The following is a 24,189-nucleotide window of genomic DNA, read 5'->3' on the forward strand; positions in this document are numbered from 1 at the left end:
ACGACACGCTGAGGGGTTCCTTACCTACGGTGCCGTAGGTTACGGTTGCGTAGGTAAGGACCCCCGACCAGAGGGATGAAGCAGCTATGACCCCACCCGTGGCCACGCCGGACGCGCCCACCCGTACCGCGCCCGTCGTCGAGGACGTCAACACCGGGACGCTCGGCGGCGAGCAGAAGAAGGCCTGGGAGCAGGTGGCGCTGGCGTTGTTCATCGGCATCCCGTTCCTGGCGGTGCTGGCGGCGGTGCCGATCGCGTGGGGCGGTTTCCTCGGCTGGCATGACGTGATTCTGGCGGTCGTGTTCTACACGGTCGCGGGGCACGGGATCTCGATCGGTTTCCACCGGCTGTTCACGCACAAGTCGTTCAAGCCGAACCGGCCGATGAAGTACGCGCTGGCCATCGCCGGCTCGCTGGCGATCGAGGGGCCGGTGATCCGCTGGGTGGCCGATCACCGCAAGCACCACAAGTTCTCCGACCGCGATGGCGACCCGCACAGCCCGTGGCGGTACGGCGAGACGCTCGGCGCGCTGACCAAGGGCTTCATCTACGCGCACGTGGGCTGGCTGTTCGACACCGAGCAGACCCCGCAGCGCCAGTACGCGCCGGACCTGCTGAAGGACAAGGACATCGTCCGGGTCTCCCGTCTGTTCCCGCTGCTGGTCGCGACCAGCGTCCTGCTGCCGGCGATCATCGGCGGCCTGTGGTCGTGGTCGTGGACCGGCGCGCTGACCGCGTTCTTCTGGGCCAGCCTGGTCCGGATCGCGCTGCTGCACCACGTCACCTGGTCGATCAACTCGATCTGCCACACGATCGGCGACCGGCCGTTCAAGAGCCGGGACAAGTCCGGCAACGTGTGGTGGCTGGCGATCCTGAGCCAGGGCGAGTCGTGGCACAACCTGCACCACTCCGACCCGACCTGCGCGCGGCACGGCGTACTCAAGGGTCAGCTCGACACGTCGGCCCGCTGCATCTGGTTCTTCGAGAAGCGCGGCTGGGTCACCGACGTCCGCTGGCCGGTCAAGGAGCGGCTGGAGGCCCGGCGTGTGGACTCTTCGACCCGTACTCTCAAGGCAGCCTGAAAACCTCCCACCGGCAACACCCGAAGTGCGGCATGATGCTGACGTGATCTCGACGTGACGGAACCCAAACCGCGGCGGTCCGGCCGGATCCGGATGACCAGTGCCGAACGTCGCGAACAACTCATCACGATTGCCCGCGGCCTGTTCGCCCAGAAGGGGTACGAGGCCACCTCGGTCGAGGAGATCGCGCACCGCGCCGAGGTCTCCAAGCCGGTCGTCTACGAACACTTCGGCGGCAAGGAAGGCCTGTACGCCGTCGTCGTCGACCGCGAGGTCCGCGCGCTGCTCGACGGCGTGACCGGTGCGCTGACGGCCGGCCGCGCGCACGAACTCGTGGAGCAGGCCGCGCTCGCACTGCTCGACTACATCGAGAAGAACGCCGACGGCTTCCGGATCCTGGTTCGGGACTCGCCGGTCGGGTCGTCGACGGGCTCGTTCATCTCGATCCTGAGCGATGTCGCGACCCGGGTCGAGCACATCCTCGCGGAGGAGTTCAAACGCCGCGGCCTAGACCCGAAGAACGCGCCGATGTACGCCCAGATGCTGGTCGGCATGGTCGCGCTCACCGGCCAGTGGTGGCTGGACGCCCGCAAACCGAAGAAGCCGGACGTCGCCGCGCACCTGGTCAACCTCGCCTGGAACGGCCTGTCCGGCCTCGAGGCCAAGCCCACGCTCTCGACCCGGCCGCACAAGTAGGCGGACCTTCGCCACTGACCAACCTCCGCCTGACGCCGTCTCCAGCCACTGGCTGAGCGTGACGCGCCCGAGCCGGCGCTGGTTGGTCAGTGTCTGAGATCCGCGACTCCGGTCGTACGCCGACATCCGCCCGCAGGCTGACCCCGGCGCGCAATCGGCCCCGTACCCTGGCGAACATGACGGGGATACTGACCGCCCGGCCGTTGCCTGCCCGGAGCAAGGCCTTCGACCTGCTGCTGGCCGGCGCGCTGTGCGTGACCGCCGGGTTCCTGTCCCTCGCGCAGGCGCACTTCGGCGGCATCCTCGCGTTCGGCATGCTGGTTCCGCTGATCTGGCGCCGGACCCATCCCGAACTGGTCTTCTTCGCCGTCTGCTCCGTCGCCGCCCTCCAATGGCTGATCGCCGTCGACCTCCAGCCCGGCAACGTCGGCCTGCTCGTCGCCCTCTACGCCATCTCCGTGTACGGCGACACGCGCATGAGCCGGATCGCCCTCGGTATCGGCGGCCTCGGCGTGCTGATGGCCGTCTCCCGGTACTGGTCGAACTCGGACTGGAAACAGCAGGTCACGATGATGGTCGCGCTCGGCGCGGTCGTCTTCGGCGTCTGGGCATTCGGAGAGCGCCGCCGTACCCGCGGTCTGTACGTCGCCCAACTCGAGGAGCGGGCCGCCCAGCTCGAGCGGGACCGCGACCGGGAGAACAAGCTGGCCGTGAGCAACGAACGGACCCGGATCGCCCGCGAGATCCACGACGTGGTCGCGCACGGCCTGTCGATCATGATCGTCCAGGCCGACGGCGGGTTGTACGCCGCGGACCAGTCACCCGAGGCGGCGAAGAAGGCCCTGGCGACCATCGGCGACACCGGCCGCGCGAGCCTGACCGAGATGCGCAAGATGCTCGGCCTGCTCAAACAGGACGAGCAGAACGAGCTCGACCCGAACCAGCCGCGCCCGCAACCGGGCGTCTCCAGCCTGCCCGAACTGATCGACAACGTCCGCGACGCCGGATTGACCGTCGACTACCAGGTGACCGGCGAGCCGCGGGACCTGCCCGCGCTGCTCGGGCTCACGGCGTACCGGATTGTGCAGGAAGGTCTGACCAACACCCTGAAACACGCCGGACCAGGAGCCCGCACCTGCGTGAAGTTGGACTTCGGGCGCGAGATGCTGACCGTGGTGGTCACCGACGACGGTCGCGGCGCCGGCGTCGCGCCGAGCTCGGACCCGGGTCACGGCCTGGTCGGGATGCGGCAACGCGCCTCGGTCTCGGGCGGTACGGTGAGCGCCGGACCGAAGGCGGGCGGCGGTTACGAGGTGATCGCCAAGCTGCCGTACAACCTGCCGACTGGAGAGTGATGGACGACGTCATCCGGGTGTTCCTCGTGGACGATCAGGAACTGGTCAGAGCGGGGTTCACGATGCTGGTGGACTCCCAGCCCGACATGCGGGTGGTCGGACAGGCCGGCGACGGCGGCGAGGCGGTCGAGAAGATCCAGGTGACCGCCTGCGACGTGGTCCTGATGGACGTCCGGATGCCACGCCTCGACGGTGTCGAGGCCACGAGAAGGCTCCAGTCGTTGCCGCAGGCACCGAAGGTGATCGTGCTGACCACCTTCGACCTGGACGAGTACGCGTTCGCGGCGATCAAGGCCGGTGCGGCCGGCTTCCTGCTCAAGAACACCCCACCGGCCGACCTGCTGTCCGCGATCCGCCAGGTCCACTCCGGCGACGCCGTGGTCTCCCCCAGTACGACGAAGCGCCTGCTCGAGCACTTCGCCGGAGCCCTGCCCGACACCGACACCGAGCGCCCTGATCTCAAAGACCTGACCGCCCGCGAACGGGAGGTCCTGGTCGAGGTGGCCCGTGGACTGTCGAACACCGAGATCGCCAAGCTCTTCACGTTGTCCGAGGCAACGGTGAAGACGCATATCGGCCGGATCCTGGCCAAGACCGGCCTCCGCGACCGGGTTGCCCTTGTCGTCCTGGGGTACGAAACGGGTCTGGTCAGGCCGACCAAGTAATACCCAGGTAGGACCCGTAGTCCCCACTGCGGTCCGACGTAACCGGGCGCGGCGATCACTAACTTCTTGGTGAAACCTCGAGACCAAGGAGTGACATGAGCTTGCAGACCGGAGAGCTTGCGGCCGGGCGGCTGCCGCAGGACGGGGAACCGCGGACCGCGATCCGGGCGCACGAGCTGCGCAAGGTGTACGGACAGGGCGACACCGCGGTCGCCGCGCTCGACGGCGTCTCGGTCGACTTCGGCGTCGGCCAGTTCACCGCGATCATGGGCCCGTCCGGGTCCGGCAAGTCGACGCTGATGCACTGCTTGGCCGGTCTCGACACGCCGACCGGCGGTCAGGTCCTGCTCGGCGAGACCGAGCTGACCCGGCTGCCCGACTCCGAGCTGACCAAGATCCGCCGGGACCGGGTCGGGTTCGTCTTCCAGTCGTTCAACCTGCTGCCGATGCTGACCGCGAAGGACAACATCCTGCTGCCGCTCGAACTCGGCAACCGCAAGCCCGACCAGCAGTGGCTCGACACGCTGATCGACGTACTCGGTCTCGCGGACCGGCTCACGCACCGGCCGTCGGAGCTGTCCGGCGGTCAGCAGCAGCGGGTCGCGGTCGCGCGCGCCCTGGTCGGACGGCCCGAGGTCGTGTTCGCCGACGAGCCGACCGGCAACCTTGACTCGCGGTCGGGCGCCGAGGTGCTCGGCTTCCTGCGCCGCTCGGTCCGCGAGTTCGGCCAGACCGTGGTGATGGTCACCCACGACCCACTGGCCGCGTCGTACGCCGACCGCGTCGTGATGCTTGCCGATGGCAAGCTTGCGGGCGAACTGCGGCAGCCGACCCCGGAGAGCGTCCTCGACGCCCTGCGCCAGCTGGGAGCCTGACGTGCGACGTTCCATCCTCTCCTCGCTGCGCGCCCATGTGGGCCGCCTGGTCGCCGCCTGTCTGGCGATCGTGCTCGGGGTCGGTTTCGGTTCGCTGGCGATGATCGTGCACTCGTCCGCGTCGCACGGTGTCGACGAGACGATCGGCGCGCAGTACAAGGGTGTCGACGCCGTGGTCTACCCGGACCGGTCGACGATCTCGCCCGCCGACATCGCCAACGTGCGGAAGCTGCCGCAGGCCGCGTCGGTCGTCACGCTGACCACGTCGTACATGCAGGTGTCGTACCCGGACCTGGTCAGGCCGACCACGCTGCCGATCGACGCGCTCTACGACACCACTCGCATCGCCGGCCCCGGCACCTCGTCCGGACGGTTGCCCTCCACAACGAACGAGATCGCGCTGCCGGCCCGCGCCGCGGCCAAGCACAAGGTCACCGTCGGTCAGACGCTGCGGATCAGCTCGTACGAGGACAAGTCGTGGGCCGTCACCGTCGTCGGGCTGCTCGACGACTCGAAGGTCGTCGGTACGGCGTCCGCGGTCGCGACTCCGGCCGCCGTCAAGATCTTCGAACCGGGCGCCTTCGTCCGCGGGATCGCGATCGCCGCCAAGCCCGGTGTCACCCAGCAGCAGCTGGCCGATGCCGCGGGACCCGTTGTTTCCAAGGGCCTCGAGACCTTCACCGGGACGGGCTTCATCGAACACGAGGTGAAGAGCTACACCAACGGCATCGACGTACTCGGCGGTGTGTTCGGGATGTTCGCCGTGATCGCGCTGTTCGTCGCATGCCTGGTGATCGGCAACACGTTCACGATCGTGATCGCCCAGCGGACCCGCGAGATGGCGCTACTGCGGTGCGTCGGCGCGTCCCGGCGGCAGGTGTTCTCCTCGGTGATCGCCGAGGCGAGCGTGGTCGGCGTGATCGCGTCGGCGATCGGTGTCGTCTTCGGCGTCGCGCTGTCCGCGGTGGGGCTGGCGCTCTCCCGCGAGTTCGACTGGGGCATTCCGCCGGTGCCGCTGCACCTGGACCTGTCGTCGGTGTTCCTGCCGCTGCTGCTCGGCACCGTGGCGACGCTGCTCGCCGCCGTCGTACCTGCTCGCCGGGCGACCAAGGTGGCGCCGCTCGCCGCGCTACGTCCCGAGGCTGCTCCGGCGGCCGCGTCCAAGGCCGGCGTACTGCGTTTGATCCTCGGGTTCCTGCTCCTCGTCGGCGGCGGTCTGCTGCTGGCGGCCGGCGCGGCGTCGCACCAGGTTCTGGTCGGGGTGGCGGGCGGCGCGATCTCGTTCCTCGGCATCCTCGCGGTCGGTTCGCTGCTCGTGCCGGCGCTGATCCGGGTGATCGGCGCGCTGCCCGCGAAGAGCGGCGGCGTACCTGCTCGGATCGCAGTAGCGAACGCGGTCCGCAACCCGAAGCGTACGGCGGCCACGACGTCCGCGCTGCTCATCGGCGTGACGCTGATCAGCCTGACTTGCGTCGGGATCGCCTCGGTGCGGAAGACGTTCGACGTGTCGATGGACGGTCAGTACCCGGTCGACCTGATGGTGACGACGTACAAGGAGAAGATGCCGGCCAACGCCCAGCAGCAACTCCGTGACATCAAGGGCATCACCCAGGTGGTCCCGATCAGCCAGGTGACGGTGAAGTCCGGCGGCCAGGAGGTCCAGGTGACGGGCATCGACGCGGCCGCCGCTGGGTCTGTCATCCACAACCCGGAGGCGGCCGGAAAGCTCAAGCCGGGTACGGCGTTGTTGGACCGCTCAACGATGATCATGCTCAAGCTCGAGGACGGATCGCCGCTGACGATCGTGTCCGGGGAGCACAAGCTGACTGTCACGGCGCAACGGGCGACCGGGCTCGATCCGATCACGGTGAGCTCGTCCGATCTGGCGAAGCTCTCGCCGACCGCGCCGGTGACCGGGTTCTGGTTGGCGTCGGATCCGAAGGCGGACGGGTCGGACGTGATCGACGCCGTGCAGCAGTCGATCCCGACCGTGAAGGACCTGTCCGTCACCGGCGGCCTGGCCGAGCGGACCAGCTACACGAAGGTCTTCGACGTACTGCTGATCGTCGGCGTCGGCCTGCTCGGGGTGTCGGTGCTGATCGCACTGGTCGGCGTGGGCAACACGCTCAGCCTGTCGGTCCTCGAGCGGACGCGAGAGAACGCACTGCTCCGCGCGATGGGTCTGTCCCGCCGACAGCTCCGCCGGATGCTCGCGGTCGAATCGTTGCTGATGGCACTGGTCGCGGCCGGTCTGGGCATCGTGCTCGGGCTGGTCTACGGCTGGACCGGGACGAGCGCGCTGATGGGCGGCCAGACGGTCGACGGCGGCGTCGAGTACGCCGTACCCGGGACGCTGCTGATCATCATCGCCGCGGTTGCTGCGGTCGCCGGTCTGCTCGCCTCGGTCCTGCCCGCTCGCCGGGCGGCGAAGGTCGCACCGGCCGGCGCTCTCGCGACCGAATGAGCCAGCGGCTCGCCCGGCTTGAGGGGGCCGGGCGGGCCGCTCATCACACGATTTCGATCCGATTCCCGTGTCCGTCGGTGGTGTGGAACCGCCGGCGGCCGGGGATGGTCTCGTTGTCCCACGTGACCGGATAGCCCAGGTTCGCGAGCTTCGCCGCCAGACCGTCCAGGTCATCGACAGCCAGCGCCGGGTGGGCCTTCTTCGCCGGAGTGAACCCCGCCTCCACCCCGACATGGATCTCCGCGTCGCCGGACTTGAACCAGCATCCGCCGCGCGCCCTGAGCAGCTCCGGCTTCTCCACCTCGGTCATCCCGAGCGCCTCGCCGTAGAACGCGCGCGCCAGATCCTCACCACCGGGCGGGCACGACACCTGCACATGATCGAGTCGCATGCTCATCCCTGCTTCTGCGCCACCGCGAAGATCCGGCGGAACGGCAGCAGCGTCCCGTACGGCTTCTGCGGATAAGCCTCCGCCAACCGAGCGCCGTACTCCGCTTCGAACTGCTTGCGCAGCTCATCCGGCAACGACTGCAGCACCGGCCGCGCGCCGGTCCCCTTCACCCATTCCAGTACGGCGTTGTCGCCCGCCAGCACGTGGAAATACGTCGTCTCCCACGCGTCCACAACGCAACCCTCCGCGCTGAGCACATCGACGTACTCCGCCGGCCCGGGCACGTCCGGACGCAGCGACGCGTCCTTCGCGTACTCGGCGTACGGCTCGGTCTCGGCGAGCTCACGCAGGATCGCGTGCGACGGCGCGTTCCCGTTGCCCGGGATCTGGATCGCCAGCCACCCGCCCGGACGCAACGCGCGCACGAACCCGGGCAGCAGGTCGACCTGCTCGGGGATCCACTGCAGCGTCGCGTTCGTGACGATGACGTCGAGCGACCCCGGCTCGGCGGCCCACTCGCGAACATCGCCCAGTTCGAAGCTCAAATGATCATCGGCGTACTCCGCCGCCGCCTCGAGCATCTGCGGTGAGCTGTCGATCCCCCGGATCACGGCCTCCGGCCAGACCTGGCGCAGCGTCGCGGTCAGCGCGCCCGGACCGCAGCCGAGATCGACGACGGTCCGTACGTCGGTCGCCTGCACCCGCTCGACCAGGTCCCGGAACGGGCGGGCCCGCTCGTCGGCGTACGTGCCGTACTGCACTGGACTCCACACCGGTGACGCACGCATCGGTCTGCACCTCTCTCTGCGATTTATCTTGACATCGAGATACTCTAGACCCGCGACTTGTCTTGATGTCAAGAGTCTTGATGGGTAGTCTCGAACCATGGAGGACGAGGTCGATCGGCTGATCGAGGCCTGGCGCCGCGAGCGCCCCGACCTCGACGTGGCGCCGATGGAGGTGCTGTCCCGGGTCAGCAGGCTCGCGCGGCACCTGGATCGCGCCCGCAGTCAGGCGTTCGACACGCACGGCCTGGAGTCGTGGGAGTTCGACGTCCTCGCGGCGCTGCGCCGGGCGGGCGCGCCGTACCAGCTCTCCCCCGGCAAACTGCTGAAGGAAACGCTCGTCACCTCCGGCACGATGACGAACCGGGTCGACCGGCTCGCCGCGCGCGGCCTGGTCGAGCGGCTGCCCGATCCGTCGGATCGCCGTGGCGTGCTCGTGCAACTGACCGCCGCCGGCCGGGACGCGGTCGACGCCGCGATGGCCGACCTGCTCACCCACGAGCGCGCGCTGCTCGGATCGCTCAGTGAGCGCGACCAGCAGAAGATCGCCCGCGTACTGCGCGAGCTGGTCCGCCCGTTCGATCTGGAAAAGCACTGACAATATCCGGACAAACGCGCTGTGGAATTCTGCCGGAATAATCCGAAAAGACGACCCGTCACTTCCACCCGGTTCCGATCGTTGCTAGTTGCAACGAGATCGAGAGGCTGTTGTAGCCGACGACTATCGACACTGGGTGTGACCCCCACTAGGGTCATCACCGTCGGTGGCTGACCGACTACGAACTGTCAGATCACGGTGACTTCGGCGGCAAGAGGTGGTCCGCCGAAAGTGGCCGCGCGGTGTCCGGGGCTCGGGGCCCGAACAACGCCGGCCGGCACGGGGCCCGCTCACCCAGAGCTCGGCGCCCCCTCCGAATCACAGGGGATCGGAGGGGCGCCGTGGCTCAATCAAGTGTTTCTACTCGGCCTGCTCGGCCGCTTCGAACCATGCCGTCTCGAGCTCGGCCCGCTCGTCGGCCAGCTTGCGCAGCTCGGTGTCCAGCTCGGCCAGCCGCTCGTAGTCGCTGGCACTGGCGGCCAGCTGGTCGTGCAGCTTCGCCTCGGTCTCGGTGAGTTTGGCGAGCTGCCGCTCGATCCGGTTCAGCTCTTTCTTCGCCGCCCGCGCCGCTGCCGGGTCAACTGACAAATTGCTGGACATCTCCGGCGCCGGCGTCAACGCATTTGACGGTGCCCGGCGCGGAATTCCGGCCTCGAGTTCGTCGAGATACTGCTCGACGCCGCGCGGCAGATGCCGCACCTGTCCGTCACCCATGATCGCGTAAACCATGTCGCTGACGCGCTCGAGGAAGTACCGGTCGTGGGTGACCGTGACGACGACGCCGGGCCAGCTGTCGAGGAAGTCCTCCAGCACGGTGAGCGTCTCGACGTCCAGGTCGTTGGTCGGCTCGTCGAGAATCAGCACGTTCGGCTCGTCGAGCAGGATGCGCAGCAACTGCAGCCGGCGCCGCTCGCCACCGGACAGGTCCGAGATCCGCGTCGTCAGCTTGTCCCCGGTGAACCCGAACCGCTCCAGCAGCTGCGACGACGTCAGCTCGCCACCTCGGCCCGCGAGTGCCGCCGTACGGCGGATCGCGGTGATGTGCTCGAGCACGGTCGCCGCACCGTCGACCTCGTCGAGGGTCTGGGACAGGTTCGCGACGCGGACCGTCTTGCCCTGCTTGACCACACCGCGGTCCGGGGCGAGCTGTCCGGTCAGGACCTTGAGGAACGTCGTCTTGCCGGCGCCGTTCGGGCCGAGCAGCCCGATCCGGTCGGCCGGGCCGAGGCGGAACGTGACGTGGTTGAGCATCACCCGGTCGCCGAAGCTCAGGCTGACGTCCTCCACGTCGAACACGTCCTTGCCGAGCCGGGCGGTTGCCAGCTGCGACAGCGCGAGCTTGTCCCGCGGCGGCGGCTCGTTCTCGATCAGGGCGTTCGCGGCCTCGATCCGGAACTTCGGCTTGGTGGATCGCGCCGGCGCACCGCGGCGCAGCCAGGCGAGCTCCTTCTTCAGCAGGTTCTGTCGCTTGGTCTCGGTGACCTGCGCGCTCCGGGCCCGCTCGGCCTTGGCGAGGACGTAGGCGGCGTACCCACCGTCGTACGACGAGACGTGGCCGCCCTGCACCTCCCAGGTGACCGTGCAGACCGCGTCCAGGAACCAGCGGTCGTGCGTGACGACGATGAGAGCGCCGGCGCGGTCGACGACGTGCTCGGCGAGCCAGCTGACCGCCTCGATGTCGAGGTGGTTGGTGGGCTCGTCGAGGACGAGCAGGTCGACCTCGGTCAGCAACAGCCTGGCGAGGGACGCCCGGCGGCGTTCGCCGCCGCTCAGGCTGCCGATCAGCGCCTGATGGTCGACCTCACCGAGCAAGTGCTCCATCACCGAGCGTGCACGTGGATCGGCAGCCCAGGTGTAGGTCTCGACATCGCCGAGCACCGCGTGCAGCACGGTCTGCCCGGGGTCGAGATCGTCGCTCTGCCCGAGGTATCCGAGCCGCAGGTCGCGGTTGTGCGTGATCCGGCCGCTGTCGGGCTCCTCACGCCTCGCCAGGACCTGTAGAAGCGTCGATTTGCCGTCGCCGTTCCGTCCGACCACGCCGGCTCGCTCACCGCGCCCGATCCCGAGGGTGACCGAGTCGAGCAACGTCCGGGTGCCGAAGCCTTTGGAAACAGCTTCCATATTGACCAAGTTAGGTGCCGCCATAACGGGCCCCAGGGTATCCGACCGGGCCGCACGTGCCAGGATCGTCCAGGTGCTGAATGTTGCCTGGCTCGACGGCCTGTCCCTGGGCGACCCGATCGCCGCCGATCCGCTGGAGGGCGGGTACGCCAGCAAGACCTACCGCGTCCATACGTCGCTGGGCCGCACAGTGGTCGTGAAGACCCAGGACGACCTGCCGTCCGACCTGTATCCGCTCGAAGCCGACGGGCTCGACGCGCTGCGGGTTCCGGGCGGGTTCGCCGTACCTGAGGTGCTTCGGGTCACCTCGTCGTTCATCGTGCTGGCGGACCTCGGTACGGCGGCAGCGTCGCCGACGTACTGGGAGGATGCGAGGCGGGCGCTGGCGCTGCAGCATCAGCAGACGGCCGACAAGTTCGGCTACCACCGGGACAACTACCTGGGCACGCTGCCGCAGCGGAACCCGTGGACGACCGACGGGCACGCGTTCTTCGCCGAGCAGCGGCTACTGCGCTACTTGGAGGAGCCCAACTGCGTCGAGCAGCTCCCTTCGGAAGATCGCCGTCGACTGGAGCGCGTCGCCGGCAGGCTGGTGGAGCTGGTCCCGGCCCAGCCTCCGTCCCTGCTTCATGGCGACCTCTGGCACGGCAACCTGCTCCCCGGCCCCGATGGCAACCCCGGCATGATCGATCCCGCCGTCAACTACGGCTGGCCCGAAGCCGACCTGGCCACCCTGCTGATCTACGGCAACCTGTCCGACCGGTTCTTCTCAGCCTACGAGGAGCTTCATCCACTGGCCGAAGGATGGCGTGAACGCATGCCCCTCCTCCATCTCCGTGAACTCCTCTGCATCACCGCCCACTGGCCCGACCGTGCGCAAACCGTTGCCGAGATCCGCACCATCCTCAAGAGCTTCGATTGAGGTTGAGCACGTACTCCTTCTGATTGAGGGGGTTGCCATCGGTCCGCGACCGGGTGGGCGCGGGGCCGGCGACCGGTTGGTAGGTGTGGAACGTGGTGGCCAGAATCCCTTCGCCATGGGTCAGGGGCGGCAGCAAGCTCTCGAACTGGTGGGTGGTCGCCGCCGGGATCGTGCCTTCGAGGTGAGCCTGCGCCTCGGTCAGCGCCGTCTCGGAGACCAGGCCGCGGTGCTCGGCGATGTGGGCCAGGACGCGCGAGACCGTGTCGGCCGGAACGTCCAGGTCGACGTGGTTGACCGGCTCGAGGACCGTCGTACCGGCCTGGGCGATCGCCTCCATCAGAACGAGCGGCACCAGTCGGCGGAAGTCGCCCGCGGACGTGCCGACGCTGTCGTACGCCGTGTGGGTGAGGTCGACCCGGATGTTCGGGAGCTCCCAGCCGTACAGGCCTTGATGGAGCGTCAGCCGGACCGTCTCCTCGATCGCGGTGTGGAAGGCCCGCGGCAGCCCGCCGAGCTCGACCACGAGGTTGTACTCGATGCCCTCGGCAACCGGTGAGACGCGGAACCCGACGCCGGCCGGCCACAGGTTGTCCGGCGCCATCATCTCCCGGACCGCTTCGCCTTCCCCGTCGAGCCGTTCGACATGGATCGGCGTGGTCTCACTGAAGGCGACGTAAACACCGTACTCGGTTGCCAGCAAGGACGCGATCACCTCCTTCTGCACCTCGCCGTACAGGCTGACGGTGATCTCGTCGGCCTTGCGGACCCGGATCAGCGGATCCTGCTCGGCGAGCTGCGTCAACGCCTGGAACAGCTTGACCCGATCGCGCGCGCTCACCACGGTCTCCAGCGTGGGCGGTGCGAACAGCCGTCCGACCTGCTTGGTCCGCACTCCGAGCTGATCGCCGATCCGGATGCTCTTCAACCCGCGCAATGCCACGATCTGCCCGGCCTCGGCCCGCTCGACCGGATGCCCCGAGACCTCGATCGCGCTCGGGCGAGCCTGGTACTCCGCGGCATCCACCGGATGTACGTCGACGTACGAACGCGCCGTCAACGTGCCCGCGAACATCCGGGCCAACGCGACCTTCTGACCGGCCGCACCACGGTCGACCTTGAAAACCCTTGCCTGCAAGGGATCCTTGGCCGATCCAGTGGCTCGGGGCAACCAAGACCGGATCCCCTCGATCACCTCGGGTACGCCGACGCCGGTCATCGCCGACCCGAAGTACACCGGATGCGTCTGCGCCGCCGCCACCTGCCGCCGCAGCTCGCCGGCGACATCGAGCGGACCGCCGGACAGGTAGGCCTCGAGGAACACGTCGTTGTGCTCGGCAAGCAGCTCCGCGAGCGGCTCGGTGTCCAGCGGCACCAGGCCCGCGGACCGCGTCCCGAGCTCTGTGACCCCGACCATCGGTACGGCGGACGGCGTCAGCAAGCGCTTGATGTCCGCGAGCAGGTCGTCGTACCGCGCGCCGACGCGGTCGATCTTGTTCACGAACAGCAGGGTCGGGATGCGCAACCGGTCCAGGGTGCGCATCAGCAACCGGGTCTGCGGCTGCACGCCCTCGACCGCGGAGATCACCAGCACCGCGCCGTCGAGCACGGACAGCGCCCGCTCGACCTCGGCGATGAAGTCGGAGTGTCCCGGCGTGTCGATCAGGTTGACCGGCAGGTCGCCGAGCGCGAACGAGACCACCGCCGAGCGGATCGTGATCCCGCGCTTGCGCTCGAGGTCCATCGAGTCGGTCTGGGTGTTCCCGTCGTCGACCCGTCCGACCCGGTCGATGACCCCGGCGGCGAACAGCAGCCGCTCGGTCAGGCTGGTCTTACCGGCGTCGACATGCGCCACAATGCCCATCGTCAGAGAGTTCAAGAGTCCTCGCGAATGCGTCGATGCGATCAGTACCGATGAGGTCGATCACAACGCGGCGCATCCCGGTCTCCTGTCTCTCACTGAGGGGCATTCGACCGTAACACTCGACCGGCGGTGCGGACGAGCGATTTTCTACCGGCTGACGATGGCGGGCAGGATCCGGGCGCCGGGGACCGGTCCTTCGGCCTGGCGGACCATCCGGCACAGGCCGGACTCGGCCAGTTCCACGGCCAGGTCGACGGCGCTGCGGCTGTCGGCGGCCAGGAACAGACAGGTGGGGCCGGAGCCGGAGATCTGCGCGGCCAGCGCGCCCTGGTCGAGGCCGAACTGGAGCGTGTCGCCCAGCTCCGGCCGCAGCGACAGCGCCGCCGCCTGCAGGTCGTTGCTGAGAGCAACGGCGAGCGCGCCGGGCTGACCGGACAGCAGCGCGGACAGCAGTTCGGGGCGGACCTGCGGCGCCTCGACGCGGCGCAGCGGCCGCATCCGGTCCAGCTCGCCGTACACCTCGGGGGTGGACAGGCCGCCGTCGGCGATCGCGAACACCCAGTGGAACGTCCCGCGGGACATCACCTCGGTGACCTGCTCGCCGCGGCCCTGACCGAGCGCGGTGTGCCCGACCAGGCAGAACGGCACGTCACTGCCGAGTTCCGCCGCGTGATGCTGCAGCTCGGTCTGCGTGAGCTGCAGGCCCCACAGCCGGTTGCACGCCACCAGTGTCGCCGCCGCGTCGGTCGACCCGCCGGCCATCCCGCCGGCGACCGGGATCGTCTTGCGGATCGTCAGGTCGACACCCTCGTCGACGTCGTACTCCGCCTGCAGCAGCCGTGCCGCCTTCACCGCGAGGTTCGTCTCGCCCGTCGGTACGTCGTCCGCGAAGTCCCCCACGATCTCGACCGAGACGTCGCCGTCGTCGTCACGCACCTGCGCGGTGACGTCGTCGTACAGGGCAACGGCCTGGTACACCGTGGCGACGGGGTGGAACCCGTCCGGGCGCGGCGGACCGACCGACAGACCGAGATTGATCTTGGCCGGCGCCCGCACCGTGACCTCAACAGAAGGTGGCACGTCGCACAGGCTAGGGCATTACGTAGTTCTAGCTGCACCCGCGAGACGGGCGAACTCTGTGATTCCGAGCATCTCGCCGCGTAGTTGCGGGTCGATGCCTGTTGCCGCGAACACCTCGTCCAGGCGCGCGCGGTCCGGCATCCAGCGGGCCAGTGCGGAGCGGATCGTCTTACGCCGCTGCGAGAACGCGGCCTCGATCACCGCGAACACCTCCTCACGGCTCGCCGGCGTCTCCGGCGGATCGCGGCGCTCGAACGCGACCAGGCCGGAGTCCACGTTGGGCGCGGGCCAGAAGACATTCCGTCCGATCGGACCGGCGCGTCGCACCTCGGCGTACCAGGCGGCCTTGGCGGACGGTACGCCGTACGTCCGCGAGCCGGGCGGGGCGGCCAGGCGGTCCGCGACCTCGGACTGCACCATCACGAGACCGTGCTGTAGCGAGTCGGACACTCGGAGCAGGTGCAGCAGGACGGGTACGGCGACGTTGTACGGGAGATTCGCGACGCAGGCGGTCGGCGTACCGATCTCGGCCGGGGTCACGTCCATCGCGTCGGCCTCGACCACGGTCAGCGACGAGGCCTGCTCCGGCGCGTACGTCGCGATCGTGGACGGGAGCGCCTGCGCGAGCAGCGGGTCGATCTCGACCGCCGTCACCGGGTGCCCCTCGGCAAGCAACGCCAGCGTCAGTGAGCCGAGCCCGGGGCCGACCTCCAGTACGGTCTCACCGGCGGTCAGGTCGGCGGCGCGCACGATCCGGCGGACCGTGTTCGGGTCGATGACGAAGTTCTGGCCGCGCTGCTTGGTCGGACGGACGCCGAGCGACGCGGCCAGCGAACGCACTTCCGCCGGACCGAGAAGCCTCGGTCCGGCGGAAGTGGATGAATCAGACGAGCTCACGCCTGTCAGTGTGTCAGGCTCAGGCCTTCTTGCCGCACACCGGCCAAGCGCCGTAGCCACCGCGGTCGGCCTTGACCTTCTCCGCGATCGCGATCTGCTGCGCCTTCGAGGCACCGTTGGCGTTGTTGGCGTACGCCGTACCGCCGTAGGCCGCCCAGGTGCCGTGGTCGAACTGGAGACCGCCGTAGTACCCGTTACCGGTGTTGGCCGCCCAGTTGCCGCCGGACTCACACGCGGCGATCCGGTCCCACGCGCCACCACTGCTGGTGGAGGTCGGCTTCTCGTCCGTGGTCGTGGTGGTCGGCTCGGTCGGCTTCGGCTTGGTGCCGACCAGGACCTTCTCGTCGACCGGAGCGGTGACGACCTTCGACGCGACCACCTTCGTGGTCGACAGCTTGCCGTCCAGGTAGGTGTACAGGTACGTGACGGACTTTGCGCCGTCGGTGCCCTTGGCCGTGGTCTTCGTGGTGCCCTCGACCAGCGTCGCCGACTTGGTCTCGTCGGTGCCGTGCGCAACCGCCAGGGTCTTGGTGACCTGCTTCTGGACGACCTGCACGAAGCCGATCTTGTTGATGCCGAGCTTCAGCGGGGTGGCGGCGGCCGGAGTGATCCGGTCGTCGGCGTCCCAGCGGATCTTCGCGTCGGTCAGGGCCTCCCCGACGGTGCCGGCCAGCGACTTGATCGTCGCGATCTTGCCCAGGTGGACGATCTGCACGGTCTTCGGGGTCTTCACGACCAGCTCCAGCCCCTCGCGCCCGAGCGGCGCGCTGCGGCTGGTGGAGAGCTGGGCCCCGTCGTAGCGCAGACCGAGGTCGGCGAGCGCTTCGTTCACGCTGTCGGCGGTCGTCCAGTAGGCCTTCTTGGTGCCGTCCGCGTTGACGGTCAGCTCGCGACCGTACTGGACCGCGATCTCCTGGCCGTCCTTGAGCTTGGAGTCCGGACCCGGCGCGACCACGTCGTGGGCACCGATCTGAACTTTCTCGGCCTTCAGGGCGTCTGCCACGGTGGAGCCGAAGGTGTGAACCTTCCGCACCTGGCCGTCGACGGAGAGACTGACTGTCTTGCTCTTCTCGGCATACGCCACAGAGCCGCCCGCGACGGCAATCGCGGCGGTCGCACCGACGGCCGCGATGATGGACTTACGCACTAACGCTCCCAGGTAGGGCTACCCGGGCACGGGGTGGGACAGCACAGGCACCGACCGTCGACGCCGGACTGGCTGCCCGGAGCTTCGTGTCCCGCCGAGGGGATGTGCTGCCCGGAATCTTCCCCGATCCCGGCCAACATCACGGGACCATAACGAAGATATGCCGGAAGTGCCAATCCCCTGGTCGGCGAGTCGTAAAAGGGTGTAACGGGGCCGACATGCCTCGTCACGCCAGGTGATTGCCCCACTGGCCGCGATGCACCACTTCGGCGGTCGTCCGGCGGCCCCGTTTGAGGGACGGCGAGCGCTTGTCCGGGGCCCGGTGCCCGACCGACAGCACCCCGACCAGATCGAACCCCTCGGGTACGCCGAACTCCTTCAGCAGCCGGCCCGCTTTGTCCGCAGGAGGCCCGAAAAAGCAGGCTCCCAGGCCTTCGTCGACGACCGTCTGCAGCATCAGCAGCACCGCCATCCCGGTGTCGACATACCAGTACGGCGCGGTCCAGCGACCCTCGTCGCGGTCCGTCCAGCCCTTGTCCGGCTCGGTGTACCGATCGAGGTACGCGTCCTTGTGCGCGAACGCGAGAACGAGCAGCGGCGCCCGGCGCAGGCCTGTGATCCACTCCACATACTTCTCGTCCGGATCCTCGGCCGCGATCCGCCAGTACCGCTCCCGCTCGTCACCCTCGAGCGTAAGGAACGCCCACCCCTGACTGAACCCACCGGACGGCGCCCGGAGACCGTTCTCCAGAATCCGCTCCCGCACCTCGTCCGCCACCGGCCGGTCCGGGTCGTAGTTCCGCACCATCCGCCGCCGCCGCACAACCTCACTGAACTCCATACGCACTGTCTATCAGCCGCGCCAGCAGGTACGCCTCGGTCCCGGCCAGGCCCACCGAGCAGAAGAGCACGGTCCGACCTGTCACGTTCTCCGCGATTGCGGCGCCGAGGCTTGTCAGTCGCTCCTGTTGCGGGGTGCCGGCCAGGATGAAGGGCGGGTCGTACGCCGCGGTCTGCGCAACCGAGTCAGTGACGACGAGGTCGGCCCGATCGACCAACTCCGGTCCGAACTCGGCCCGCCCGACCTGCTTCGGCCCGAGCGTCGTGACAAACGCACCATCGGCTATCCACGCCGGGTCGATCACCGGCACCGGGCTGCTCGTCGCGAGCACCACCACATCCGCCCCCTCAACAGCCTCCCGAGCCGACCCGACCGCGATTACAGGCAGCCCCAACTCCTCAGAAACCCTTCTGACAAAGGCGATCCGCCGTTCAGGGTCGCGACTGAAAACACGAACGCTGGACAACCGCCGCACCGCCCCGATCGCCCACAGCTGAGTAAATGCCTGAGTGCCGCTGCCGATCAGCGCGAGGCTCGAGGCAGTCGGAGCGGCGAGAGCATCGACAGCCACCCCGCCGATGGCCCCCACCCGCCGCGGCCCAAGCTCGTTGCCAACAGCAACACCCCGCACCCGCCCCGTCTCCCAGTCATGCAGAACGACAACCTGCTCCCCCGGCTCGGCCCCGAACGAGTCATACGACCGATACCCGAACCACTCCCCCTCCAACGCCCCCGTCGTAAACACCAACCGCCCACTCCCAAGCTCGGCACTCACCCGAGCCGGCGCACGCAACCGCCCCTCATCCGCAGCAAGAACCGCCTCCCACATCCACGCGACCGCATCGGCGGGCCGGAGTCGGGCCCGGATGTCGGCGTCCGTGAGGACGGTTACCACGGGCCGCCGAAGGCGTGGTTGGAGTTGTTGTTGAGGGCTGTGCAGAGTTCGGGGACCGAGATGTTGAGGACGTCGGCCATTTTGCGGACGGTGTGGGGGATGAGGTAGGACGCGTTGGGCTTGCCGCGGTACGGGGACGGGGTCAGGTACGGCGCGTCCGTTTCGACGAGGATGCGGTCGAGGGGGGTCACGGCCAGGGCGTCGCGGAGGGACTGGGCGTTCTTGAAGGTGACGACGCCGGCGAAGCTGAGGTACGCGCCGCGGTTCACGCACTCGCGGGCGAACTCGGTGTCGCCGGAGAAGCAGTGCATGACCAGGCGGTCGGGGACGCCCTCGCGGTCGAGGATGCGGAGGATGTCCTCGTGGGCGTCGCGGTCGTGGATCATCAGCGTCTTGCCGAGGCGCTTCGCGAGTTCGATGTGGGCGGCGAACGACTCGTGTTGCGCCGTACGGCCGTCCTCGCCGGTGCGGAAGTAGTCCAGCCCGGTCTCACCGATCACCCGGACCTTGTCCGAGCTCGACGCGAGCCGCTCGATCTCCGCGAGCGCACTGTCCAGCTCGCCGGCTTCCTTCAGCTTCGGGGCCTCGTTCGGGTGCAGCGCGACGCCGGCGATCAGGTTCGGGTACTGCGCGGCCGCTTCGACCGCCCACACCGCGCCCGGGAGATCGCACCCGACCTGCACGATCCGCGTCACGCCGACCGACGACGCCAGCTTGATCGCCTCGGCCGGGCTCAACCACGCGCCGTCCTCGCCGTCGGCGATATCGAGATGACAGTGCGCGTCGACCACGCTCATCGGCAACGGATCAGGCACCGCGGGCCGGGTCCGGTCCCGCGACCGCCCGTCCTCACCGATTGCGGCCCGCTCCCGGGTCGGGCGGTCAACCTCCACACCATCAGACATGGTGTCTAGATTACTCAGCGCGCCCGAGCCACCGGCGGGTTGTTTCACGGCTGGCGGGTTCTAACCGGTCAGCCGTGAAACAAGCAGTGATCGACCGCTGTCCACAGGCTTGGAAGTCGGGTGCGGCCGATGGTGGGGACAGCGGCATGTTCTGGGGTATGGACATGTAGCTTGAGGTGGTGGCTGCGAGGCGGGGCGGGTGGTTTCGCGGCGGGACGCGCTTCTGGCCGGGTATTCCGATGCCGACCTTCGTCGGGAGGTCGGTTCGGGCCGGTGGGTGCGCGTCACGCGTGGTGGGTACGCCGAGCGCGGCGACGCGGTGGGGGTGATGCCACCGTGGGAGCAGGCGACGGGGCTCCACGGGGTGACGGCGAGAGCGGTCTATCACCGGCTCGGTGGTCGGGCGGTCGTGAGCCATCAGTCGGCATTGATCCTGCATGGAATCCGGGTGTCAGAGCTCGATCTGGGGCGAGTACATGTGACCAGGACGGCCGGTTCGGGCCGTTCGGGCGTGAAGGTGTGCCAGCACGCACCTCGGCCGCCGGTCGGTGCGGTGGCCGAGGTTGACGGCGTACGGACCACCACCGGCGCGCGGGCCGTCGTGGAAACCACACGTGCGACCAGTTACCCCGTCGGGGTTGCCGTCGTCGACCAAGCACTGCGATTGGGGATAACCACATCGCCGGAACTGACCGCCGCACTCCAGCTCTTCGCCGGCCGGCCCGGCATCAGAACGGCGACCCGGGCTGTCCTGTTCGGCGACGCCCGCGCCGAGTCGGTCGGAGAGTCGCGACTTCGGGTACTGCTGGCAGATCTCGGCCTCCCCACACCACTGCCGCAGGCCGAGATCCGGGATGGCAACGGCGCATCCAGCGAGCCATCGCCCGGTCGCAACCCAACTCGGTGACGGGTTGTTTCACCGCTGGCGTGCAATAGGACGCCAACGGCCGAACAACCCGCTACTCGGCAGCTTCTTTGACCTTGGCGACGAGCATCTCCCACATGTCCTGGGAGTGCTTGGCCTCGTCCTCGCTGGCGTTGTTGTCCTGGCTGAGCTTCAGATGGGTCGAGCCGGTCAGCTCGTAGGTCAGCGTGTGGTAGTTCTCCGGTACGTCGGGCTGCCCCGTCAGCGGACTCCAATGCGTGAGCGTCAGCAAGCGTCCCGGCTCGACGGCGAGGATCTCGCCCTTGTCCTGATAGGGCTTCCCCTCCCACTCGCCACTCCACGTGATCGGACTGCCGACCTGCCAGTCGGTCTCGACCTCGGCGCCGAACCACAGCTCCTTCAGCGACTCCGGGCTGGTTAATACCTCCCACACCCGCTCGGCCGGCGCATCGATATCGACCTCGGCCACTGCCACATACCCAGTCATGATGAATCTCCTCTCTCCCCCTGACCGTACGGTTCCCGGCTCCCATGCGCTTGTAGAAAAGCGTCAGCCGGATCGTGCAGGAAGTCAGCACCCACGGCCATGTCCGCCGCCCTCGCGGCCCAGTAGTTTGCGTCTCGGTTCCGCCCGACCGACAGGAGCAGCCGATGCCCAGAAGGCTCAGCGCAGTCCTCGCCGTCCTAGGTCTCGCCGTGGGAGCGCTACACACGGAGACGGCCCCACCGATCCCGGTACAGATCTTCAGTCTGACCGACCTGCACGGATACCTCTCCGAGACCGAGAACCTGACCATCGCCGGCCCGTCCGGCACGCAGCAGGTCGGCGGTGCCGCCTATCTGAAGGCGCATCTGGACCAGCTGCGAAAACCGAACAGCTTCCTGATCGGATCAGGCGACCAGTTCAGCGGCTGGCCGGACTACACGCAGGCATTCGCGAACGAGCCGACCATCGAGGTGCTGAACGCGTTCGGGATGGACTTCGACGTCGCCGGCAACCACGAGTTCGACCGCGAGTTCCCGTTCCTGCGGCGGATGCAGACCGGCGCCTGCTACGGCAAGCCCGGCTTCGACAGCTGCTTCGAGGACTCCACCGGCCGCAACTTCCACGGCACCGATTACGCGTACCACGCCGCGAACATCGTCGACCCGCGGACCAAGCGGCCGGTGCTGCCGCCGTACTGGATCGCCAAGGCCGGATCGCAGCGGATCGGGTTCATCGGGCTCGGCTTCCCGGGTACGCCGACCGAGACGCTGTCGATCGACGGATCCGGGTTCGAGTTCCAGGGCGTGGTCGACGCGGCGAACCGGGCAGCGGCCGCGCTGAAGGCCCAAGGCGTCAACGCGATCGTCGTCAGCATGCACGAGGGCGGTCAGCACGGCGGGTTGTACGACGAGTGCAAGAACCCGACCGGTCCGATCTTCGACGCCGCCCGCGCGATGTCACCGGACATCGACGTGATCCTCGGCGGCCACTGGCACACCGCGTTCAACTGCATGATCCCGGACCCGAACGGCGTACCGCGTCCGGTGCTGGAGGCAAGCAACCACGGTCGGGTGCTCGGCGAGATCAACCTCGAGCTCGACCCCGCGACCGGTGACGTGATCCGCTCCGCGACGACCGCGACGAACCACGCGGTCACCAAGGACGTCACGCCGGACCCGAAGATCCAGAACATCGTGAAGTACTGGATGGACAAGTGGACCGCCCGCCAGGCGCAGCCGCTCACGAAGCTCGACCGCGACCTCGACTTCGCCACCACCGCGGAGAGCCGCACCGGCAACCTGGTCGCGGACCTCTACAAAGCCGAGGCGGACGGCGACTTCGCCCTGGTCCCGGCTGACCTCGGCGTCGACGTGATCGCCGCCGGGCTCGAAGCAGGCACGGTGACGTACGGCGAAGCGTGGCCCGTCGCCGGGATCTCCCCGATCACGACACTCTCGATGAAGGGTTCCACGGTCGAGGCCGTCCTCGAGCAGCAATGGATCCCACCCGCGTACGGCTGCAGCAGGCTGTCCGCGCTCGCGACCTCCGCGAACTTCCGCTACACCTACGACCTCGGCAGACCGGTCGGCGACCGGATCGATCCGGCGAAGGTCCTCATCAACGGCAAGCCGCTGCAGCTCGACAAGACGTACCGCGTGACGACGAGCGCGGCGATGCCGTTGCACGGGGCGCAGTACGGCTATCCCGGGTTCCAGCAGTTCACCAAACTGACCCGAGCACCGAAGATGGGCCAGGAGGTGTTCCTCACCTATCTGCGGACCCATCCGTTGCTCAGGGCACCGAGTCTCGGCCGGGTCACCGCGATCCCCGGTACGCCGCCGCCGGTCGACGGCCCGTTCGGTCCGCTGAACCTGCTACCGCAGAGCGAGATGACCGCGACGGCCACCAGCCAGGGCTCACCGGCGTACAGCGCGGCCGCGGCGATCGACGGCAGCTGTACGACGATGTGGCACTCGAACTGGAGTCCGCACGCACCGCTCCCGCAGTACATCACCCTCGATCTGAAGACGCCGCGCGCGATCGAAGCGCTCGTCTACACGCCACGCCAGGACGCCGATGTCCCGAACGGCCGGATCTCGTCGTACGACGTCCAGACCAGCGCCGACGGGATCACGTTCACATCAGCAACAACCGGCACGTGGGACGGCAGTGTCGACGCCAAGATCGCCAGGCTCCCGGCCGGTACGACGGCCCGCTACGTGAGGCTGGTCGGTCTGGCCGGCGGGGCGGACTACGCGGCGGCGACGGAGCTCAATATAGCTCTAGCTCCGGGTTCCTGACCTTGGCGCGATGGGCGGTCGGCGACATCCCGTAACGGCGGCCGAACTGGCGGCTGAGGTAGTGCGGTGAATCGAAGCCGACCGCCGCGGCGATCTGCGCGACGGACATGTCGGTCGCGCCGAGAAGCTCGGCCGCACGCTGCAGGCGCAGCGCCAGGACGACGTTCATGATCGAGTCGCCGACCTGCTCCTTGAACAGATGCGCGAGCCGGGAGACGGACACCTGGGCGAGCCCGGCGAGTGAGGTCAGCGTGTGCGGCCGGGCCGGGTCCGCGGTGATTGCCTCGAGCACCAGATGCACGCGGGCGTCCAGGTGCTGCGTCTCCCGGCGCAGGCTCGCGACCGCGGTCAGCAGCACCTCCTCGATGCCGTTCATGGTCAGCTCGGTCGCGACGCTCTTCTCCAGCAGGTGCAGCTCGGTGTCACCGGTCGGCGACAGCCCGGCCCGCTGGGCATCCCGGTGCAGCCGGTCGAACGCCGACACCACGCGGTCGGTCTCCGACGACCTCGTCAACCGCACGTACGACAGTCCCGGCATTGCCTGCGGCAACGACAACCACGTGTGCCACTCCCGCCGCGGCTGGAAATGCGCCCACCACGACTCCCAGTACGTGCCGACGGTCCCGTAGTCGTGCGGCGTCCCCGGGCTGACCAGTACGACGTCCCCGTGGCGCAGCGTCAGCCTGTTCTCGCCGATCAGGTACCGGCCCGTGCCGGAGGCCGTGTACAGCAGGTACCAACTGCCAACGCCGTCCGGCCGTACGACGCGGTAGTCGCCGCCGCTGTGGAAGTGACCGGTCACCAGTTTGCTCGGCGGCGGGATCTCGCTGTACAGCTCGATCAGCACCTGGGTAGCAAGATCGTGCTCGAAGTCAGCAGGCTCCGTCATGGTGGATCCCCTCGTCAGGGCTCCAAGATTAGCAAGATCCTGCACCC

Annotated in this window: 22 protein-coding genes; 10 read left to right on the forward strand and 12 right to left on the reverse strand. The window is 68.5% G+C overall.

Going from position 1 to position 24,189, the window contains the following annotated elements; all coding sequences use genetic code 11:
- Nucleotides 1-86 precede the first annotated feature (86 nt).
- The 6 genes from OHA10_RS03465 (at nt 87) to OHA10_RS03490 (ending at nt 7,137) form a co-directional block, all read left to right on the forward strand.
- The gene (locus OHA10_RS03465; protein WP_371404718.1) at nt 87-1,082 is read left to right on the forward strand and encodes an acyl-CoA desaturase; all 996 of its coding nucleotides are present in this window, start codon (nt 87-89) and stop codon (nt 1,080-1,082) included.
- Nucleotides 1,083-1,136: 54 nt separating this feature from the next.
- On the forward strand, nt 1,137-1,778 hold the full coding sequence (locus tag OHA10_RS03470; protein ID WP_350858221.1) for a TetR/AcrR family transcriptional regulator: 642 nt from the start codon (nt 1,137-1,139) through the stop codon (nt 1,776-1,778).
- Between the two features lie 176 nt (nt 1,779-1,954).
- On the forward strand, nt 1,955-3,133 hold the full coding sequence (locus tag OHA10_RS03475) for a sensor histidine kinase (protein WP_371404719.1): 1,179 nt from the start codon (nt 1,955-1,957) through the stop codon (nt 3,131-3,133).
- Nucleotides 3,133-3,798: a response regulator transcription factor gene (locus OHA10_RS03480; RefSeq protein ID WP_371404720.1), complete on the forward strand. Its 666-nt coding sequence runs from the start codon at nt 3,133-3,135 to the stop codon at nt 3,796-3,798. Before OHA10_RS03475 ends, OHA10_RS03480 begins: the two co-directional genes overlap by 1 nt.
- Before the next feature lie 95 nt (nt 3,799-3,893).
- Entirely contained in the window at nt 3,894-4,673 is a 780-nt protein-coding gene (locus tag OHA10_RS03485) for an ABC transporter ATP-binding protein (RefSeq protein ID WP_137259044.1), read from the forward strand.
- A 1-nt stretch (nt 4,674) separates the two neighbouring features.
- Nucleotides 4,675-7,137: an ABC transporter permease gene (locus tag OHA10_RS03490; RefSeq protein ID WP_371404721.1), complete on the forward strand. Its 2,463-nt coding sequence runs from the start codon at nt 4,675-4,677 to the stop codon at nt 7,135-7,137.
- Between the two features lie 43 nt (nt 7,138-7,180).
- Here the strand turns inward: OHA10_RS03490 and OHA10_RS03495 are convergent, their stop codons facing one another.
- Together OHA10_RS03495 and OHA10_RS03500 are read right to left on the reverse strand one after the other, a co-directional pair.
- Complete coding sequence (locus OHA10_RS03495; RefSeq protein WP_371404722.1) at nt 7,181-7,534, reverse strand: VOC family protein; 354 nt, start codon at nt 7,532-7,534, stop codon at nt 7,181-7,183.
- A complete protein-coding gene (locus OHA10_RS03500; RefSeq protein ID WP_371404723.1) occupies nt 7,531-8,316 on the reverse strand; it encodes a methyltransferase domain-containing protein in 786 nt (261 codons plus the stop codon). The genes OHA10_RS03495 and OHA10_RS03500 overlap by 4 nt, the downstream gene beginning before the upstream one ends.
- Before the next feature lie 97 nt (nt 8,317-8,413).
- Between OHA10_RS03500 and OHA10_RS03505 the strand changes: the two genes are divergently transcribed.
- The gene (locus tag OHA10_RS03505; RefSeq protein WP_371404724.1) at nt 8,414-8,911 is read left to right on the forward strand and encodes a MarR family winged helix-turn-helix transcriptional regulator; all 498 of its coding nucleotides are present in this window, start codon (nt 8,414-8,416) and stop codon (nt 8,909-8,911) included.
- Between the two features lie 360 nt (nt 8,912-9,271).
- Here the strand turns inward: OHA10_RS03505 and OHA10_RS03510 are convergent, their stop codons facing one another.
- Nucleotides 9,272-11,032 (reverse strand): ABC-F family ATP-binding cassette domain-containing protein, encoded by a 1,761-nt coding sequence (locus OHA10_RS03510; protein WP_371404725.1) that lies wholly within the window; start codon nt 11,030-11,032, stop codon nt 9,272-9,274.
- A gap of 73 nt (nt 11,033-11,105) precedes the next feature.
- Between OHA10_RS03510 and OHA10_RS03515 the strand changes: the two genes are divergently transcribed.
- Nucleotides 11,106-11,954: a fructosamine kinase family protein gene (locus OHA10_RS03515; RefSeq protein WP_371404726.1), complete on the forward strand. Its 849-nt coding sequence runs from the start codon at nt 11,106-11,108 to the stop codon at nt 11,952-11,954.
- Here the strand turns inward: OHA10_RS03515 and OHA10_RS03520 are convergent.
- The 7 genes from OHA10_RS03520 to OHA10_RS03550 form a co-directional block, all read right to left on the reverse strand.
- The gene (locus OHA10_RS03520; RefSeq protein WP_371404727.1) at nt 11,938-13,815 is read right to left on the reverse strand and encodes a GTP-binding protein; all 1,878 of its coding nucleotides are present in this window, start codon (nt 13,813-13,815) and stop codon (nt 11,938-11,940) included. The genes OHA10_RS03515 and OHA10_RS03520 overlap by 17 nt on opposite strands.
- A gap of 147 nt (nt 13,816-13,962) precedes the next feature.
- On the reverse strand, nt 13,963-14,895 hold the full coding sequence (locus OHA10_RS03525) for a 4-(cytidine 5'-diphospho)-2-C-methyl-D-erythritol kinase (RefSeq protein ID WP_371404728.1): 933 nt from the start codon (nt 14,893-14,895) through the stop codon (nt 13,963-13,965).
- Nucleotides 14,896-14,913: 18 nt separating this feature from the next.
- Entirely contained in the window at nt 14,914-15,792 is an 879-nt protein-coding gene (gene rsmA, locus OHA10_RS03530) for a 16S rRNA (adenine(1518)-N(6)/adenine(1519)-N(6))-dimethyltransferase RsmA (protein WP_371404729.1), read from the reverse strand.
- Between the two features lie 19 nt (nt 15,793-15,811).
- The gene (locus OHA10_RS03535) at nt 15,812-16,939 is read right to left on the reverse strand and encodes a ubiquitin-like domain-containing protein (RefSeq protein WP_371404730.1); all 1,128 of its coding nucleotides are present in this window, start codon (nt 16,937-16,939) and stop codon (nt 15,812-15,814) included.
- Between the two features lie 226 nt (nt 16,940-17,165).
- Nucleotides 17,166-17,780, reverse strand: coding sequence for a nitroreductase family protein (locus tag OHA10_RS03540; RefSeq protein WP_371404731.1), 615 nt, complete (start codon nt 17,778-17,780; stop codon nt 17,166-17,168).
- Nucleotides 17,767-18,609: an ornithine cyclodeaminase family protein gene (locus OHA10_RS03545; protein ID WP_371407897.1), complete on the reverse strand. Its 843-nt coding sequence runs from the start codon at nt 18,607-18,609 to the stop codon at nt 17,767-17,769. Before OHA10_RS03545 ends, OHA10_RS03540 begins: the two co-directional genes overlap by 14 nt.
- Before the next feature lie 59 nt (nt 18,610-18,668).
- On the reverse strand, nt 18,669-19,580 hold the full coding sequence (locus OHA10_RS03550) for a TatD family hydrolase (RefSeq protein WP_371404732.1): 912 nt from the start codon (nt 19,578-19,580) through the stop codon (nt 18,669-18,671).
- A gap of 199 nt (nt 19,581-19,779) precedes the next feature.
- Between OHA10_RS03550 and OHA10_RS03555 the strand changes: the two genes are divergently transcribed.
- Nucleotides 19,780-20,487, forward strand: a complete 708-nt coding sequence (locus tag OHA10_RS03555; protein ID WP_371404733.1) for a hypothetical protein — start codon at nt 19,780-19,782, stop codon at nt 20,485-20,487.
- Nucleotides 20,488-20,539: 52 nt separating this feature from the next.
- On the opposite strand, the gene OHA10_RS03560 is transcribed toward OHA10_RS03555, so the two are convergent.
- On the reverse strand, nt 20,540-20,953 hold the full coding sequence (locus OHA10_RS03560; RefSeq protein WP_371404734.1) for an SRPBCC domain-containing protein: 414 nt from the start codon (nt 20,951-20,953) through the stop codon (nt 20,540-20,542).
- Nucleotides 20,954-21,117: 164 nt separating this feature from the next.
- Here OHA10_RS03560 and OHA10_RS03565 point away from each other — a divergent pair, with 164 nt between their 5' ends.
- Nucleotides 21,118-23,253 carry a discoidin domain-containing protein gene (locus tag OHA10_RS03565; RefSeq protein ID WP_371404735.1) on the forward strand — a complete coding sequence of 712 codons (2,136 nt, stop codon included), beginning with the start codon at nt 21,118-21,120 and terminating at the stop codon, nt 23,251-23,253.
- On the opposite strand, the gene OHA10_RS03570 is transcribed toward OHA10_RS03565, so the two are convergent.
- A complete protein-coding gene (locus tag OHA10_RS03570) occupies nt 23,225-24,142 on the reverse strand; it encodes a helix-turn-helix domain-containing protein (protein ID WP_137259024.1) in 918 nt (305 codons plus the stop codon). The two genes, OHA10_RS03565 and OHA10_RS03570, sit on opposite strands and share 29 nt — an antisense overlap.
- Between the last annotated feature and the right edge of the window lie 47 nt (nt 24,143-24,189).

Source organism: Kribbella sp. NBC_00662 (assembly GCF_041430295.1).
Lineage (GTDB): Bacteria > Actinomycetota > Actinomycetes > Propionibacteriales > Kribbellaceae > Kribbella.

Bases quoted from the DNA above. Each gene is read 5' to 3' on its own strand.
- OHA10_RS03465 (WP_371404718.1), top strand. From the start codon at position 87: ATGACCCCACCCGTGGCCACGCCGGACGCGCCCACCCGTACCGCGCCC.
- OHA10_RS03475 (WP_371404719.1), top strand. From the start codon at position 1,955: ATGACGGGGATACTGACCGCCCGGCCGTTGCCTGCCCGGAGCAAGGCC.
- OHA10_RS03480 (WP_371404720.1), top strand. From the start codon at position 3,133: ATGGACGACGTCATCCGGGTGTTCCTCGTGGACGATCAGGAACTGGTC.
- OHA10_RS03485 (WP_137259044.1), top strand. From the start codon at position 3,894: ATGAGCTTGCAGACCGGAGAGCTTGCGGCCGGGCGGCTGCCGCAGGAC.
- OHA10_RS03495 (WP_371404722.1), bottom strand. From the start codon at position 7,534: ATGAGCATGCGACTCGATCATGTGCAGGTGTCGTGCCCGCCCGGTGGT.
- OHA10_RS03500 (WP_371404723.1), bottom strand. From the start codon at position 8,316: ATGCGTGCGTCACCGGTGTGGAGTCCAGTGCAGTACGGCACGTACGCC.
- OHA10_RS03505 (WP_371404724.1), top strand. From the start codon at position 8,414: ATGGAGGACGAGGTCGATCGGCTGATCGAGGCCTGGCGCCGCGAGCGC.
- OHA10_RS03510 (WP_371404725.1), bottom strand. From the start codon at position 11,032: ATGGAAGCTGTTTCCAAAGGCTTCGGCACCCGGACGTTGCTCGACTCG.
- OHA10_RS03520 (WP_371404727.1), bottom strand. From the start codon at position 13,815: ATGGGCATTGTGGCGCATGTCGACGCCGGTAAGACCAGCCTGACCGAG.
- OHA10_RS03540 (WP_371404731.1), bottom strand. From the start codon at position 17,780: ATGGAGTTCAGTGAGGTTGTGCGGCGGCGGCGGATGGTGCGGAACTAC.
- OHA10_RS03545 (WP_371407897.1), bottom strand. From the start codon at position 18,609: ATGTGGGAGGCGGTTCTTGCTGCGGATGAGGGGCGGTTGCGTGCGCCG.
- OHA10_RS03550 (WP_371404732.1), bottom strand. From the start codon at position 19,580: ATGTCTGATGGTGTGGAGGTTGACCGCCCGACCCGGGAGCGGGCCGCA.
- OHA10_RS03560 (WP_371404734.1), bottom strand. From the start codon at position 20,953: ATGACTGGGTATGTGGCAGTGGCCGAGGTCGATATCGATGCGCCGGCC.
- OHA10_RS03565 (WP_371404735.1), top strand. From the start codon at position 21,118: ATGCCCAGAAGGCTCAGCGCAGTCCTCGCCGTCCTAGGTCTCGCCGTG.
- OHA10_RS03570 (WP_137259024.1), bottom strand. From the start codon at position 24,142: ATGACGGAGCCTGCTGACTTCGAGCACGATCTTGCTACCCAGGTGCTG.